This is a genomic window from Runella limosa DSM 17973 (genome assembly GCF_000482465.1).
GTDB lineage: Bacteria > Bacteroidota > Bacteroidia > Cytophagales > Spirosomataceae > Runella > Runella limosa.
The window spans coordinates 241,720-256,616 of the sequence record NZ_KI519420.1; the positions used below are offsets into that span (position 1 = coordinate 241,720).

Sequence of the window (14,897 nt, forward strand, 5' to 3'; positions counted from 1 at the left end):
ACAACGCTGAACTTTGACAAAGAAAAGTTATGTTTGTCTTTGTAAAGTCGTTTTGTTTATGCCTCTTTTGCGTACGCACACCCACCAGCCTCCTCGGTGGCTTCCCAATGGCCACTATCAGAGCATATTTCCTGCCTTGTTTCGGAAAATTAAGCCGCCGTATCAGCGCGAACGTCTCACGACGCTCGATGATGATTTTCTGGATATTGATTGGAGTTTTGCCCCCGCAACTTCGGCTGACGTTGCTTCAAAGCCGCCCTTGGTGATTCTTTCGCACGGATTGGAGGGGAGCAGTACGCGTCAGTACATCACAGGAATGGTACGTTTATTGAACCATCATGGATACGATTGCTTGGCGTGGAACTACCGCAGTTGTAGCGGAGAAATCAATCGTCAGCTTCGGTTTTATCACAGTGGCGAAACATCGGATTTGGACTTTTTGGTGAAATACGCCATTGCCAAAGGCTATACTGAGATTTCGCTCATGGGCTTTAGTTTGGGAGGAAACGTAACGCTAAAGTACGCTGGCGAACGAGGAAAAACGTTGCCCAAGCAGATTCATAAAGTGGTGGTTTTTAGCGTGCCAATGGATTTGTTGGGCTGTAGCCGAAACATCGAAAAATCAGAAAACAAGGTTTATCTATGGCGTTTTTTGCAAACATTAAAGCCAAAAATTGAAGCCAAAGCTACCCAATATCCCGACCGTTTTGATGTTTCACAATGGGAGAAGGTAAAAACATTTTGGGATTTTGACCATATTTATACAGGGCCGCTTCATGGGTTTGCGGGAGCGGATGACTATTATCAGCGCTGTAGTTCTAAATATTTTGTCGATGGAATTGCGGTGCCAACCCTCATTGTAAATGCTGAAAATGATCCGTTGGTTCCTTACCAAAGTTTACCCATCAAGACGGTTTCGGATATGCCCAACGTATGGCTAGAGCTTACTGCACAAGGTGGGCATTGTGGGTTTCGACCCCGACGATTTGACCAAAAAGGGGCTTATTGGTCGGAAGTAAGGGCACTAGATTTTTTACAAAAACCATGAACGGGCTTATTCTGGTAGGAGGGCGTAGTACGCGCATGGGGGCTGACAAAAGCCAGCTTTCTTATCATGCGAAGCCTCAATGGAAATACCTGTTTGAACTAGTTTCTGATTTTGCCCCGACGTACCTATCATGTCGGAAAGAGCAACAACACTTGTTTGGAGATACACCACTTTTATTAGATTCATTCGAGGTCGGGCCAATGGGGGGGATCGCCAGTGCTTTTTTTGCGCAACCTGCAAATTCGTGGCTGGTGGTGGCCTGCGATATGCCTTTTGTCAACCAAAGAACATTGGAATACTTGGTGGCACATCGGGAGGCGCACTTGCCTGCCACTGTTTTTAGACATCCTTCCACGGGGTTTTTAGAACCTTTGGTGGGGATTTGGGAGCCAACGTCCGAAAAGTGGTTGAGAGAAACAATGGCTGAGGGAGAGTTTTCTCCTACCAAACTGTTGCGAAAGATGGACATCCAAGGGCTTGCTTGTCCCGACGAACGCTGGCTACAAAATATCAATACGCCCGATGATTGTGAGAAAGTCAAAACGGCTTTTCATATTTATCAAAAATCAAATCAAAACGGTCGTTGAGAATGTCATCTAAATGGCGATGATAATCTGGGAAATCAGGGAGATTGTTGTGACCTCCGCCGTAAATCGGAATAAGACGGGCCGATTGGGGAATGAGGTTCATCAGGCGCACGCTCGAACGAAAAGGAATGAGAAGATCTTTTGTACCGTGAATAATGTAAATGGGGCATTTGACGTAACGAATCCAGACATCGGTACGAATTGAAAATTTGAGAATATAAGAGACGGGTAAAAAAGGCAAAAAGCGGGTAGTGAGGCGCGTAAAACTGTAGTAAGGAGCGTCTAAAATAAGCATTTTCGGGTGATTGGCCGAGGCTAGTTTTGTGGCAAAACCCGACCCCAATGAGCGTCCATAAATGATGATTTTCTCTTCGGAATAACCGTATTTGGAGCGCATTTTATTGTAGATGTGCTGCGCATCGTTTTTGAGACCTTCTTCCGTTTGTTTTCCAGTACTTTTTCCAAAGCCACGGTAATCAATCATCAGTACGTCGTAGCCGTGTTGGGTAAAATCTTTGGCGTATTTTGACCAGCCTTTGATGCTTCGGGTATTGCCATGAAAATAGACTACGAGCCCTCGGGAAATGTCGTCTTGGTAAAAGCGAAGTGCGTTAATACGGACGTTGGGTTCAGGTTCAAAAAATAGTTCCTCAAACGAGTCTTCGTAATTATAAATAAAATCTTGCGGGAGTTTTTCGGGTTTAAAGATAAATTTGTGTTGAATAAAGTACGCCAATAAGCACAAAACGAGGTAAATGGCTCCAATCCAAATCAATCGTTCGGTAGTAAAAAAATCAAGCATTTGTTTTGGATAATTTTTTCTACGAAAATAACAACTTTTTCCTTTATCGTAAACATCAAAATCAAACATATCAGTGAAATATCTTTTAGGCTATGACGTAGGCAGCTCGTCGGTAAAAGTTGCTTTATTGGACATTGAAACGGGAAAAGCGGTAGCCACTGCCACGTCTCCTGACCAAGAAATGGGGATGATTGCCCACCGTGCGGGCTGGGCAGAGCAGCATCCCGATAGCTGGTGGCAAGAAGCCGTAAACGCCACGCACAAACTCAAAAACAAATACAGCTTTTCGGCCGATTTGGTCGCAGGAATTGGTATTTCGTACCAAATGCACGGTTTGGTGGTGGTCGATAAAGACCTGCGCCCGTTGCGTCCATCAATCATTTGGTGCGATAGCCGTGCCGTTGAAATTGGAAACAAAGCATTTGCTGATATGGGAAGCGATGCTTGTTTGGGGCATTTGCTAAACTCTCCAGGAAACTTCACGGCGTCGAAACTTAAATGGGTAAAAGACAACGAACCTGATATTTATGCACAAATTCGGCATTTTATGCTGCCAGGCGACTACCTAGCACTTCGGATGTCGGGTACGCCTCAAACGACCGTTTCGGGATTATCAGAAGGAATTTTTTGGGATTTTGCCGAGCAGAAAGTATCGCAAGCATTGCTGGATTATTACGGATTTGACAATTCATTTATTCCCGAAATCGTCGGGACGTTTGCTCCTCAAAGCCAACTTTCGGCATCGGCGGCGGCAGAATTAGGCTTAAAAGCAGGCATCCCGATTGCCTACCGCGCAGGGGATCAACCCAACAACGCTTTTTCACTTAATGTACTCAACCCAGGCGAAGTGGCCACTACGGCAGGAACGTCGGGGGTAGTGTATGGTATCAATGCCCAACCTACGGCTGATCCACTTTCGAGGGTAAATAGCTTTGCCCACGTCAACAGTACACCAGAAGCCCAACGCAACGGGGTATTGTTGTGCGTCAACGGAACGGGAATTTTGAACAGTTGGGTGCGCCGTTTTGCGGGAGGACTTGGGTATGATGAAATGAATCAGCTGGCAGCCCAAACACCTATCGGAGCCGAGGGACTGACGTTTTTGCCATTTGGAAACGGAGCAGAACGCGTGCTAGAAAACCGATTGGTAGGAGGTCATTTGCAAGGGCTAAACTTCAATACCCATTCGTCGGCGCACGTTTTCCGCGCCGCTCAAGAAGGAATCGTCTTTGCTCTTAATTACGGATTACAAGTAATGAGCCAAATGGGCGTAGAAACCCAGACAGTCCGGGCGGGTCATGCCAACTTGTTTTTGAGTCCACTTTTCCGCGAAGCCTTTGCCAATACAACAGGTGCTACCATCGAATTGTACGACACCGACGGAGCGCAAGGAGCGGCGCGTGCGGCAGGAATTGGTGTTGGAGTTTATGACGTAAAATCGGCTTTTGAAGGTTTAAATCAAATCGCAACTTTTGAGCCAAACGAGGCACTTCGCGCAGTCTATGCAGAAAATTATGTCCGTTGGGAGCAAGCGCTGAATAAAGCATTGGGAGAATAAATCGCAAAAGGAGAAGGGCGTCGAACGTTTTTTTGCCTAAATTGCGGCGATATTTTTCTTCAACCACTCAAACATTGATTTCAATGGAAGCACATAAGGAACAACAAGTTGGTCCAGGCGTATTGATTACATTCTATGTTTTGATTGTAGTATTGTTGTTTACTTTTGGTGACGTATTGACGGGTATTGTTGGTACACTCATCCAAAGTGCAGTTTTTGCAGGATACTATAATAGCCTTCACAAAAGCATTGAATAGCTAAAATCAACCAAACAAAAAACGGAAGGCATTTGCCTTCCGTTTTTTGTTTGGGGACGAATGATATCCCTTATTTTTTCAAAGAAGGCTTAATCAAAGGAGCCTTTTTCTCTTTTTTAGGTTTTTCTTGTTGCTCATCGTCTTGCGGAGCTTCCAATTCACCTACGCCATCTGGAAAATCAGAGATAAGGCGAGCTGGGGCTGCTTTTGTTGGATCAGCAGGAAGGCTATCTTCTTTTGCTTGCGCTTGTGTAAGCGAGTCAACCACGATAGGAGTTGCCACAAACAACGAAGAGTAGGTACCTACGATAACCCCAAGAAGCATCGCAAACGAGAATCCACGAATTACCTCACCCCCAAAGAAGAACAATACGATAAGTACAAACATCGTCGAAAGACCCGTTACGGCCGTACGGCTGAGGGTACTATTCAAGGCGTTGTTGATAATCGTCGGAATGCTTTCTTTCTTATTACGGTTGTCGCGGAGGTATTCACGAACGCGGTCAAAGACCACGACCGTATCGTTCATTGAATAACCCATAATCGTCAGTACGGCTCCCACAAACGCTTGGTCAACATCCAATGAGAATGGCAATAAGCCGTTAAACATAGAGAATACCGCCAAGATAATGAGTACGTCGTGGAACAAGGCGACTATCGCCCCCCAAACGAAGGCAATTCGGCGGAATCGTAAATAAATATAAGCCGACACCACCAAAACGGCTAGCAAGAGCGATTTTAACGAAGTCATAATCAGGTCAAACGCAATCGTCGGCCCTACTTTCTGTGAACTTTGAATGGTTGCTTTGTTGTCACCAAGTTTGCTTAATCCCTCGTTCAATTTTGCTTGAGCTTGCTTGTCCGAATCAGGTGTTGTTGCATCTGCCAAGAAGCTAGTCGTAATTTTTACTTGTTGGTTGGCACCGATACCCGCTCCCCCGAATGTTTTCACCTCTGGAGCCGCCTCGAATGGTGCTGTAAGTGCTTCACGAACTTCGGTAGTATTTACTTCTTTTTCAAAACGAACTACGTAGCTACGTCCACCTTTGAAGTCAACACCAAGACCGAAGCCCTTGAAAATTACTGAAATAATACCAAGACCAATGATTGTCGAAGAAATGATATAGTACATACGACGACGAGAAACGAAGTCGAAATCTGCATCTTTGAAAAGGTTTTGTGACCAGCTGGCGTAGAACTCAATCTTACGTCCTTTGGCTGTCCACCACTCCAATAGCAACCGAGATACAAACAAAGCTGCAAACAACGATGTAACGATACCGATAACGAGCGTAGTTGCAAAGCCAAGAATCAAACCAGTTCCTAAGAAGAACAAGATGATACCAGTCAACAAGGTAGTTACGTTTGAGTCAAGGATAGAAGAAAGAGAGTTTTTGAAACCGTCCGAAATGGCAAGTTTCAAATCTTTCCCTGCGGCTAATTCTTCCTTAATACGTTCAAAAACAAGTACGTTGGCATCCACCGCCATACCGATGGTCAATATGATACCCGCAATACCAGGCAAAGTCAATACTGCACCCAATGAAGCCATGATACCCATCAAGAAGAAAAGGTTGATAAACAAGGCTACGTCGGCAATCATACCTGCTTTGTTGTAGTAGATTACCATGAAGATAAGTACCACCAACAAACCAACCAATGAAGAAATAATACCTGCATTGATAGACTCAGAACCAAGGGTCGCACCCACGATAGCTTCTTCAACAATCGTCGTTGGAGCTGGCAATTTACCTGCTTTCAACACGTTGGACATATCCTTGGTTTCTTCTACCGTAAAGCTTCCTGTGATGCTTGAGTTTCCGTTCGGGATTTCGTTTTGTACGTTAGGGGCGGTATAAACAAAACCATCGAGGATGATTGCTACTTGGCGACCTACGTTTGCAGCAGTAAGGTTTTTCCATTTACGGGCACCTTCGGCATTCATACGCATCGTTACTTCTGGGCGGCCACGGTCATCGTAGTCATTTCCTGCGTCCACAATCACATCTCCTTCAAGTGGTGCTTTACCGCCTGATTTTTTGATGAAATAAACACCAATAATTTCGTTACGCTTATCAAGTGTTTCTACACCTTTACGGTTCCACATAACTATTAAGTCCGATGGGAACATGGCCTTTACTTCTGGGCGAGCCAAAATTTCGTTAGCACGAGCAGTATCTTTGGCATATACGCCTAGTTCGCCTTGTGAAATAGGCACAAACAAGCTCGCCAAACCAGTTTGGTTGGCCGTCGTATCTGTTTTGGTCGTATCCGTTTTGGCACCAGTGGCTAACTTAGAAGCAAGGTCAGATGCTTTGCTAGTGTCAGCAGCAGCAGAACCTTTGGTAGCAATCTTTTTCTCCAAATCCAACTGCGTCAAGTAAGCGCCGAGTGAATTAAGGGCAGGAGAAATTTCGTTAAGTGTATATACTTCGCAGAATTCCAATTTGGCAGAACCAGTCAAAAGGCGACGCACACGCTCAGGATCATCTACCCCAGGCAACTCAATCAAGATACGGCCTGTTCCTGGCAAACGCTGAATGTTCGGGTTAGCAACCCCAAATTTGTCCACCCGTTGTTGGATGATTTGGAACGCACGGCTAGTAGCACCATCCACTTCTGTTTTTAAGAAGGCGGTTACCTCTCTGTCAGAAGAAGTACTATTGATTTTACCACGGTTGGTACTGTTCGCAAAAATTTGTGCCAATGAAGTTGAAGGCGCCAAACGCTTAAATTCAGTTACAAACAAATCAACGAAGTTAGATTGGCTTGATTTCTGTGCTTCAACGGCTTTTTTCAAGGCTTCAGTTACTTGGCTGTTGCGGGCATTGCTGCCTGCCAAGCCTTTCATAATATCGGTAGGAGCTACTTCCAATACTACGTGCATACCGCCTTGAAGGTCAAGACCTAAGCCAAGTTCGCGTTGGGTTACATCTTGATACGTAGAACCCAAATAAACAGGTTCGCGGCGAAGAGAATCTAAATAGCGTTCTTTTTTCTTGGTGTCAACAACACCGTCCTTGCCTCTAGCAAACGCTTCTGCATCGCTACGGATGCTGCGCGCTACAAACGTAAATGACAAGTAGTAAATGCTCAAAAGCGCTACTACGACTGTCAAAATCCAAATACCAAGTCTGTTTTGCATTAGTTTATGATTGATAAAATTGGTTTACAATAATTGAATTTGTGTTTCCCGAAAGGATGCTTTCGAGAAGGTGAACAATAAAAAGGAATAAAATACGGAGATACAGTTTTGCCCTACCTGTCTAAATTGGACACCATAGGCACAAAACAGCAACGACAGCGCTCTTTAGGGGGCGTTGCTAGCAATAAAGTGGCCGAAGACGTTTCGGAAAAAGGAGAAAAAATAGTAGAAAACATCAAATCGCTTCGGAAGAAGACTGACCGAAGGAAGTTCGATGTACCAAATACTTGGAAGAAGGTAGAAGGTTTGCTCAAAATCAAACGAAATAGCAGGAGCAACTACGGCCTCCAACGACATTGCCTGAATGACAGGACGCTCGTCGTTGTTTTGTTGTTTTTTAGCAGTTTGTTCGGCAACGGGCTTTTTAGGGCTAACTTTACGAGACGACAACGCTTTTCCCGCTGTTGCCGTAAAAAGCAACAATAAGGCCAGCGCCGCAGAAAAAACACGTGTGTAAAGTTTCCGTTGTTTCATAAAAATAATTTGCTCAGAAAAGCGGTGACAAATTTCGTACCATTTTTTTTGTTAAACAAGTACCTCTATTTTTTATATTGCTTGTTTTGTCTATATCTTTCTTGAAAATGTTACAAAATGGGTATTTGACCCCCTTTTTTATTGAAAAATATGCTTTCTACCGAACACTTATTACCTCCTTCGTTAATCGCTCCTGCGCCTTGGTCGTTGACAGGAAATGGCTATATTTTCTTGTACCGTTTGCCTGAAAAATTTGTTAGAGAAAAGTGCTTTTTGTTTGATTATCAGAGAGATAGCTATAAGGGTTTACTGGCAAGTATGATGCTGGTCGATTACCATACCACACCTGTTGGTCCTTACCGCGAATTGTTGTTTATTCCAGGGGTATTTGAATTGTTGGGAAAAAACACATTTTCGATTTCAAAAATTTACGTTTCTGACGCAAATAGTGTCTGGAACGGCATTGAAAATTGGGGGATTCCCAAAGAATTGTGTGATTTTGACTTTCAAGCCCTTGATGAACGTACCGACAAGTTGGTGGCAAAACAGGGAAATTCCACCTTCTTTGAAGCGACAATACGCCGAGGGAGTTTTTCGTTTCCTTTAACAACGGCCTTTTTGCCATTGCGCATTACGCAGCAACTCCGCGATGAGTGGGTATTGACGCAGCCTAGTGCGAAAGGAAAGGCTTATTTTGGAAAACTGACCGACATCAACGTAAATGCGACCTTGTTTCCTGACATTGCTCCTTTCAAACCGTGGGGAGTGTTGGTGGTTAAAAACTTTACAATGACGTTTCCCGTAGCAACATTTACAAAAATTAAACCATGAGATTTTTTCGACAACTACTTCCTTTTACGTCTTTGGTAGTCATTGTGCTGGGTGCATTTTCGTGTGCGCGACCTGTAACAACTCCTGACGGCGGCCTAGGGATTCCGATTAAGTTGGCCGATGCCACTTATCCGATTGATGTATTTTACGAAAATCAGCCTACAACGCGGGTTTACACACCCATTGGCCCCGTGAAAGTAGAAAAGGAAGTGCCATTGAGCAACCAGCAAACCAAAGGCGGACGAATGCTATACCGTGGCAATGACGAAGAACAAAAAAAGGCTTTGCTTGATCAATTGATTATTCAGGCGACAAGCATGGGCGCTCATGCCATCGTCAACGTCAAATACCAATATTATACAGGAAAAGATTACCAAGGTTTTGTCATGGCAGGAACGGCGGTGAAGTACGGGAATCAGTAGCTATACTGTTTTACCAAGATAATTCTATGACACTAAACGATATGTTGTAACTTTCGGTGCCTTTATAGAAAAATACCTAGCTGTTCATGCGCAAAATCAACAAACTTCTGGTCGCCAACCGTGGAGAAATTGCTCTTCGGGTGATGCGGACTGCCCGCGAAATGGGCATTAAAACGGTAGCGGTTTACAGTGAAGCCGATCGTAACGCTTTGCACGTACGCTATGCCGACGAAGCAGTATGTATAGGACCTGCCGCCTCTTCGGAGTCGTACTTGCGGGGAGATAAAATTATTGACGTATGTAAAAAACTGGGCGTTGATGCCATTCACCCAGGATACGGCTTTTTGTCGGAGAATGCCAAATTCTCGCAGATGGTCAAGGACGCGGGGCTTATTTTTGTGGGACCTTCGGCCGAAAGTATCGAAATAATGGGCGATAAACTATCCGCAAAACGGGCGGCGGCCAAATACAACATCCCAATGGTGCCAGGCACACCCGATGCCGTAACTGACCGCGCGGAGGCAAAGGTCATTGCGGGACAAATCGGGTATCCTGTCTTGATTAAAGCAAGCGCTGGAGGGGGGGGGAAAGGAATGCGTATTGTCGAAAATGAAGTGGAGTTTGACGAACAAATGGAGCGCGCCGTCAGCGAAGCAATTTCGGCTTTTGGCGACGGAGCGGTGTTTGTCGAAAAATACGTTGCTTCACCACGACACATCGAAATTCAGGTGTTGGGCGACCAACACGGAAACACGATTTACCTCTTTGAACGGGAGTGTTCGGTGCAGCGTCGTCACCAAAAAGTAGTGGAAGAAGCGCCATCTTCGTGCCTTACCCCTGAAATTCGGGAAGCAATGGGGAAATGTGCCGTGGACGTAGCCCGTTCGTGCGGGTATTATGGCGCGGGGACGGTCGAGTTTATCGTCGATGATAAGCTGAATTTTTATTTCCTCGAAATGAATACGCGTCTCCAAGTAGAACACCCCGTGACGGAGATGATTACGGGCGTTGACTTGGTACGTCAGATGATTTATATTGCCGAAGGTCAAGAACTTCAACTCAAGCAAGAAGAGCTTGAAATCAACGGGCACGCGATGGAGATTCGGGTGTATGCCGAAGACCCAACGAATAACTTTTTGCCCGATGTTGGAAATCTAAAAACGTACGTGCGTCCGCAAGGAAATGGCGTTCGGGTGGACGACGGTTTTGAGCAAGGCATGGACATCCCGATTTATTATGACCCCATGATTGCTAAGTTGATTACTCATGCGGCTACTCGTCAGGAGTCGATTGATAAAATGGTAAGGGCCATTGACGAATACGAGATTTCGGGTGTACAAACGACCTTGGCATTTTGTCGGTTTGTGATGTTGCACGAAGCTTTTACTTCTGGCAATTTCGATACGCATTTTGTCAAACATTATTTCACCCCCGAAGTACTTAAAAAAGAAGCCGATAAAGATGAAACTGAAATCGCGGCGGCTTTGGTGGCGTACCTGATGGGACAAGCAAAACAACCTACCAGCGCTACTACAATGGCTTCCGTAGCGACAAAGAGCAAGTGGAAAGCCAATAGAGTTAAGTAGGGGAGTTTTGAATTACGAATGAGGAATTACGAGATTGTGTAATAGTGTAGAGGGTTGCTTACAACCCTCTTTTTTCGTGCTTAGGGTTGCTCACAACCCGATTCTTACAAAGTATATAAGACCAATCCTCCCGCCGCCATCAAAAAATAGGGTACAAGGGAAGCAGCCCCTGCGTAGTCTTGCGCTAGGCGTTGTCCAAAAAACAAACACACCAACGAAACTCCCCCCAAACACATGCCCGAAGCGGCTACTACATTGGCCAAGTCACTTCCAATGAGCAAAAGCACTACGCCAACCAAAGATACCAACCCCGCCGATGTCTCAAGCAAGGTAATGGTAGGCATCAGCGCGCCAACGCTGGAAGCCAACGGTGATTTTTTAAAATGGTCTTTAAAATAGTCAAGGTTGCCTTGGTAATGGAAAACCTTATCAAGACCCGATTGGGTAAACAAGATGCCGTTGAAAGCGGCAAACAGGATTTTTGCAAGTACCAATACAGGAAAGCCGAGAAGTGTCATGGTCGTTTAGGAGTTATCTTTTGGTGCAATTATACTAAAACCAAAGAGGTTTTGACAGACTTATTTTACGCTTTTTACTACCTGAAACCCTGTTGCACGCGGTTTTGATTTATTTTTGCTAAAAATCGGTTTTGATGAAAAAGCTTCTGAAACAGTTTTTGGCATTGACAATGGCGTTGTTGGCCCTTTGGGCGGGCAATGGCTATGGCGTGCTGGAACACTCGTGCCAGGAGCATGGAACGCATCGGCACATTCTTTCAAGCTGGGCGGAGACGTCGTGTGAGCACCAACAGCATGAAGACGAACATCATCACCATCATGAGGCCGCTTCGGGTTTTCAGACTCATGCAGAAGAAGGGCAAGTCAACTTTGTGGATTGTTATGCCGAAGTTACGACCAAAGCCTTAGCGTTTTCCTCTACGGTTTTTGTTCCTTTTATTCCCTCTTTTGCTACATTTTTCTACAAGACTCACCTTGTCCAAACGGGTGAGATACGTACTGCTTTTTTTGAACCACCCTACGTTTTTCGACGAACGTACGGGCGTTTTCTTCTCGCGCTGGTGCAGTGCTTTTTGATTTAGAAACAAAGAAAAATGTACAAATGGGCAATTTGCCCACTTGCCTCTTACTTTTTCTCAGTTTTTAAATCAAATCTTCATTTTTGATGAACACTTATTGGCAAAAGTCAACCTTGACGGTTGGGCTTGGGTGGTTGTTGAGTACTTGTGTGTGGTCGCAACGTACTCTGACGCCCGACGAAGCGGTGGAAGCAGCGCTCAAAAACAGCCATGCGTTGAAAGCTTCGAGTTTGGTGATAAAGCAAAACGAGCAACTCATCCGTTCTACCCGAGCGATTCCTAACCCTGAGCTGACGTTCGATAGTCCGACGGGGGTGTTTTATACGTTGGGCGTACAGCAAAGTTTTCGTTTACCTACAGTTTATCATCAGCAGGCACAATTGCAGCAAGCGTACGTAGGATTGGCCCAAAAAGACCAAAAAATTGCTGAAAACGAGTTGAAATTTCGGGTAAAATGGACGTATCTCAATGCGCAATTTGGGCAGTCGTACCTTCGACAACTTCAAAGCCAGGACAGCGCTTACGCCCAAATCGCCATTGCCGCAAAGAGAAGCTTTGAAGTAGGTACCATCGACAAGCTGGCTTTGGTATTTGCAGAAACGCAAGCAGCGGAACTCCGTAACCAAGTTGCGATGGCTATTCAAGAGGTAGTCTTGCAAAAAAATCAACTAGGGGTATTGATGGGGAATGCGCTCGCGCCAGAGGTAGCAGTACTTCCGCTGGATAAAATGCCGCTCCCTACGGATACCTTAGGCGATGTGGGTGCTGCTCCGCTTGTGGAAATGGCAAAGCAAATGGAAGTGATTGGTCAAAAGGTAGTTGGCGTAGAAAAAAGCAGCCGACTGCCCAGTTTTATGGTAGGTTATTACAATCAGGGGACGCCAGAAACTCGGATGGGGCTTCGTCTGCGGGCGGGGGTGAGTATCCCGCTTTGGTGGGGGCAGTACAAAAGCCGAATTGAGGCTGCTCAAACGGCGCAAGAAGTCGCCCATGAACGGACAGAATCGCAAAAACAGCTAGTATCGCTCGACTTGCAAATGGCTCAAAATGAGGCAGCGAAATTTAGAACGTCACTGATGTACTACCAAAGTGTGGCCTTACCACAAGCCAATACGATTATCGAAACAGCCCGTCGTTTTTTTGAAAACGGTCAAACTGACTACATTAACTTTCTGCGGACGACCAACGACGCTTACACCATCAAACTTCGCTACATCGAAACCCAACGTAGCTATTTTCAGTCGATTTTGACCATACAACATTTAACAGGAAATTTATGAAAAAGATAGATAGTCCCCTGACTCATTTAAATAAACGCATTGGTTTGTTGATATGCTTCCTTTGGGGGGTGGGGGGCTTTACTTACGCACAGCACATGCACGTCGATGGCACGCTGCACGATGACCATGACCACGGAGCTCATGAGCCAGCGGCTGAAACCATCAAAGTAAAAAAAGTGGAGGCGGTATCAGACCGCTATGAGTTGGTGCTAAAATACGAACACCTGCACGCCAATGAAGCGGGAAAACTGACGCTCTACGTTGCCGACCCCGCCACTAATCGACCTATTAGCAATGCCAAAATCGCACTTTCGGCCTCGTTAGATTCCAAAGCTACGTTTGATATAAAACCCAAAGAAGCAGGCATCTATGAGGTTACGTCGCGGTTTAGTCGGGAGCGTACCTTTTCCCTTACTGCTAAAATTGAAGGTATCAATGGCTCCGATTTGATGGTGCTGAAAGGGGTACTGGTAGGCCACGACGAGTCGGAACATGCCCACGAAGAAGCCAACGAACAAACGGGTGAATGGCAAATAGGGAATTGGCGAATGTGGGTGATGTTTGGCGGCGGTTTGGTAATTGGTTTAATCGCCATGTTTTTGGCCATGAGAAAAAACCGAACTCTTTTTTCAATTCTTCTCATCGGCGCTTGCCTTTTACCGACTTATCAGCCTAGTCAAGCCCAAGACGACGGACATAACCACGGAGGGAAGCAAAACACCAAAGTACAACAAGCCAATGGGGATGCGTTTGACGTGCCCAAAGAGACACAATTCTTGTTTGAAGTACTGACCAATCCTCTTGAAACGGGCAACTTCCGAGAAACGACCCAGTTGTATGGAACGGTAATCCCTGCCTCAACGGGGATGGCGGTGGTGCAAACGCCGCAAGTGGGGCGTATCGTGTCGCTTACCACCCGAGTTGGGCAGCGTGTAAACAAAGGGCAGACGCTGGCGGTTGTCGAACAGACCATCGACGCCAGCACGCAAGTGAGTTTGCAAGCCGAACGTAACAACTTAGAAGTCGAATTGGCGACGGCTCAAAAGGAGTACGACCGCTTGAAAAAAATCGAGGACATTGCTGCCAAACGTGACATGGTCGAAGCGGAAGCTCGCCTGCGCAAAGCGCAAGAAAACCTCAAAGTGTTTAACAACATTGCTAAAAACGGCAAGGGTAATAGCCGTTTGGTCGCGCTTACGGCACCGATTTCGGGCGTAGTGGCACCGTTTACGGTAGCAATTGGCTCGACAGTGGGAACGGGTGAAACGCTTTTTACGATTACTAATCTCAGTAAAGTGTATGTCGAAGCACAGGTATTTGAACAAGATGCCGACAAAGTCCGCTTAGGAATGGGCTTCGAGGTGGAATGCCAGCGAGATAGTGAAAAGCATAAAACCAACCGAGTGCGGTTATTGTCGGCGGCGCAAGTCGTAAATGCCAACCAATCGCAGAAAATGCTTTTTGAAGTTGAAAACCCCGACGGTGATTTTAAAATTGGCGAGTACGTGACCGTGCGGGCGCAAGCACGCGACGAAAATCGGACGTTGGCGTTGCCCAATAGCGCGTTAAGCCAGCTCAACGGTAAACCTTGTGTGTTTGTAAAAGAGTCGCCCGAGCGTTTCAGGGTGGAATATGTGGCGATTGGAAACAACAACGGAGTATCTACGACTATTTTGAAGGGGGGACATTCGGGAGAAAAAGTAGTGGTTACGTCTTCGTATCAATTGAAAATGATTTTCCTAAACCAGTAA

At 45.7% G+C, this 14,897-nt stretch carries 14 protein-coding genes; 10 read left to right on the top strand and 4 right to left on the bottom strand.

Going from position 1 to position 14,897, the window contains the following annotated elements; translation table 11 throughout:
• The first annotated feature begins 58 nt into the window (after positions 1-58).
• Complete coding sequence (locus K339_RS0110970) at positions 59-1,048, top strand: YheT family hydrolase (protein ID WP_028523615.1); 990 nt, start codon at positions 59-61, stop codon at positions 1,046-1,048.
• Positions 1,045-1,635, top strand: coding sequence for a molybdenum cofactor guanylyltransferase (gene mobA, locus K339_RS33385; protein ID WP_051397945.1), 591 nt, complete (start codon positions 1,045-1,047; stop codon positions 1,633-1,635). Before K339_RS0110970 ends, mobA begins: the two co-directional genes overlap by 4 nt.
• Here mobA and K339_RS0110980 read toward each other — a convergent pair.
• Complete coding sequence (locus K339_RS0110980; RefSeq protein ID WP_028523616.1) at positions 1,586-2,437, bottom strand: alpha/beta hydrolase; 852 nt, start codon at positions 2,435-2,437, stop codon at positions 1,586-1,588. The two genes, mobA and K339_RS0110980, sit on opposite strands and share 50 nt — an antisense overlap.
• Positions 2,438-2,510: 73 nt before the next feature.
• Here K339_RS0110980 and K339_RS0110985 point away from each other — a divergent pair, with 73 nt between their 5' ends.
• A complete protein-coding gene (locus K339_RS0110985) occupies positions 2,511-3,995 on the top strand; it encodes a xylulokinase (protein WP_028523617.1) in 1,485 nt (494 codons plus the stop codon).
• Between the two features lie 83 nt (positions 3,996-4,078).
• Positions 4,079-4,252 (top strand): hypothetical protein, encoded by a 174-nt coding sequence (locus tag K339_RS37095; RefSeq protein WP_157607557.1) that lies wholly within the window; start codon positions 4,079-4,081, stop codon positions 4,250-4,252.
• Positions 4,253-4,322: 70 nt separating this feature from the next.
• On the opposite strand, the gene secDF is transcribed toward K339_RS37095, so the two are convergent.
• Together secDF and K339_RS0111000 are read right to left on the bottom strand one after the other, a co-directional pair.
• Positions 4,323-7,397: a protein translocase subunit SecDF gene (secDF, locus tag K339_RS0110995; protein ID WP_028523618.1), complete on the bottom strand. Its 3,075-nt coding sequence runs from the start codon at positions 7,395-7,397 to the stop codon at positions 4,323-4,325.
• Positions 7,398-7,562: 165 nt separating this feature from the next.
• Positions 7,563-7,931 (bottom strand): hypothetical protein, encoded by a 369-nt coding sequence (locus tag K339_RS0111000; RefSeq protein ID WP_028523619.1) that lies wholly within the window; start codon positions 7,929-7,931, stop codon positions 7,563-7,565.
• A gap of 150 nt (positions 7,932-8,081) precedes the next feature.
• Here K339_RS0111000 and K339_RS33390 point away from each other — a divergent pair, with 150 nt between their 5' ends.
• From K339_RS33390 to accC, 3 genes are all read left to right on the top strand, one after another.
• A complete protein-coding gene (locus K339_RS33390; RefSeq protein ID WP_051397946.1) occupies positions 8,082-8,762 on the top strand; it encodes an acetoacetate decarboxylase family protein in 681 nt (226 codons plus the stop codon).
• Positions 8,759-9,184: a heavy metal-binding domain-containing protein gene (locus K339_RS33395; RefSeq protein WP_051397947.1), complete on the top strand. Its 426-nt coding sequence runs from the start codon at positions 8,759-8,761 to the stop codon at positions 9,182-9,184. Before K339_RS33390 ends, K339_RS33395 begins: the two co-directional genes overlap by 4 nt.
• An 86-nt stretch (positions 9,185-9,270) precedes the next feature.
• Positions 9,271-10,770 (top strand): acetyl-CoA carboxylase biotin carboxylase subunit, encoded by a 1,500-nt coding sequence (gene accC / locus K339_RS0111015; protein ID WP_028523620.1) that lies wholly within the window; start codon positions 9,271-9,273, stop codon positions 10,768-10,770.
• A 104-nt stretch (positions 10,771-10,874) separates the two neighbouring features.
• Here the strand turns inward: accC and K339_RS0111020 are convergent, their stop codons facing one another.
• Entirely contained in the window at positions 10,875-11,288 is a 414-nt protein-coding gene (locus K339_RS0111020; RefSeq protein ID WP_037300157.1) for a hypothetical protein, read from the bottom strand.
• A gap of 134 nt (positions 11,289-11,422) precedes the next feature.
• Here K339_RS0111020 and K339_RS0111025 point away from each other — a divergent pair, with 134 nt between their 5' ends.
• From K339_RS0111025 to K339_RS0111035, 3 genes are all read left to right on the top strand, one after another.
• On the top strand, positions 11,423-11,869 hold the full coding sequence (locus K339_RS0111025) for a hypothetical protein (RefSeq protein ID WP_028523622.1): 447 nt from the start codon (positions 11,423-11,425) through the stop codon (positions 11,867-11,869).
• Between the two features lie 83 nt (positions 11,870-11,952).
• A complete protein-coding gene (locus K339_RS0111030) occupies positions 11,953-13,146 on the top strand; it encodes a TolC family protein (RefSeq protein WP_028523623.1) in 1,194 nt (397 codons plus the stop codon).
• Complete coding sequence (locus K339_RS0111035) at positions 13,143-14,897, top strand: efflux RND transporter periplasmic adaptor subunit (RefSeq protein WP_028523624.1); 1,755 nt, start codon at positions 13,143-13,145, stop codon at positions 14,895-14,897. The genes K339_RS0111030 and K339_RS0111035 overlap by 4 nt, the downstream gene beginning before the upstream one ends.

Coding starts and splice junctions, on each gene's coding strand:
- K339_RS0110970 (WP_028523615.1), top strand. CDS start 59: ATGCCTCTTTTGCGTACGCACACCCACCAGCCTCCTCGGTGGCTTCCC.
- mobA (WP_051397945.1), top strand. CDS start 1,045: ATGAACGGGCTTATTCTGGTAGGAGGGCGTAGTACGCGCATGGGGGCT.
- K339_RS0110980 (WP_028523616.1), bottom strand. CDS start 2,437: ATGCTTGATTTTTTTACTACCGAACGATTGATTTGGATTGGAGCCATT.
- K339_RS37095 (WP_157607557.1), top strand. CDS start 4,079: ATGGAAGCACATAAGGAACAACAAGTTGGTCCAGGCGTATTGATTACA.
- secDF (WP_028523618.1), bottom strand. CDS start 7,397: ATGCAAAACAGACTTGGTATTTGGATTTTGACAGTCGTAGTAGCGCTT.
- K339_RS0111000 (WP_028523619.1), bottom strand. CDS start 7,931: ATGAAACAACGGAAACTTTACACACGTGTTTTTTCTGCGGCGCTGGCC.
- K339_RS33390 (WP_051397946.1), top strand. CDS start 8,082: ATGCTTTCTACCGAACACTTATTACCTCCTTCGTTAATCGCTCCTGCG.
- K339_RS33395 (WP_051397947.1), top strand. CDS start 8,759: ATGAGATTTTTTCGACAACTACTTCCTTTTACGTCTTTGGTAGTCATT.
- accC (WP_028523620.1), top strand. CDS start 9,271: ATGCGCAAAATCAACAAACTTCTGGTCGCCAACCGTGGAGAAATTGCT.
- K339_RS0111020 (WP_037300157.1), bottom strand. CDS start 11,288: ATGACACTTCTCGGCTTTCCTGTATTGGTACTTGCAAAAATCCTGTTT.
- K339_RS0111025 (WP_028523622.1), top strand. CDS start 11,423: ATGAAAAAGCTTCTGAAACAGTTTTTGGCATTGACAATGGCGTTGTTG.
- K339_RS0111030 (WP_028523623.1), top strand. CDS start 11,953: ATGAACACTTATTGGCAAAAGTCAACCTTGACGGTTGGGCTTGGGTGG.
- K339_RS0111035 (WP_028523624.1), top strand. CDS start 13,143: ATGAAAAAGATAGATAGTCCCCTGACTCATTTAAATAAACGCATTGGT.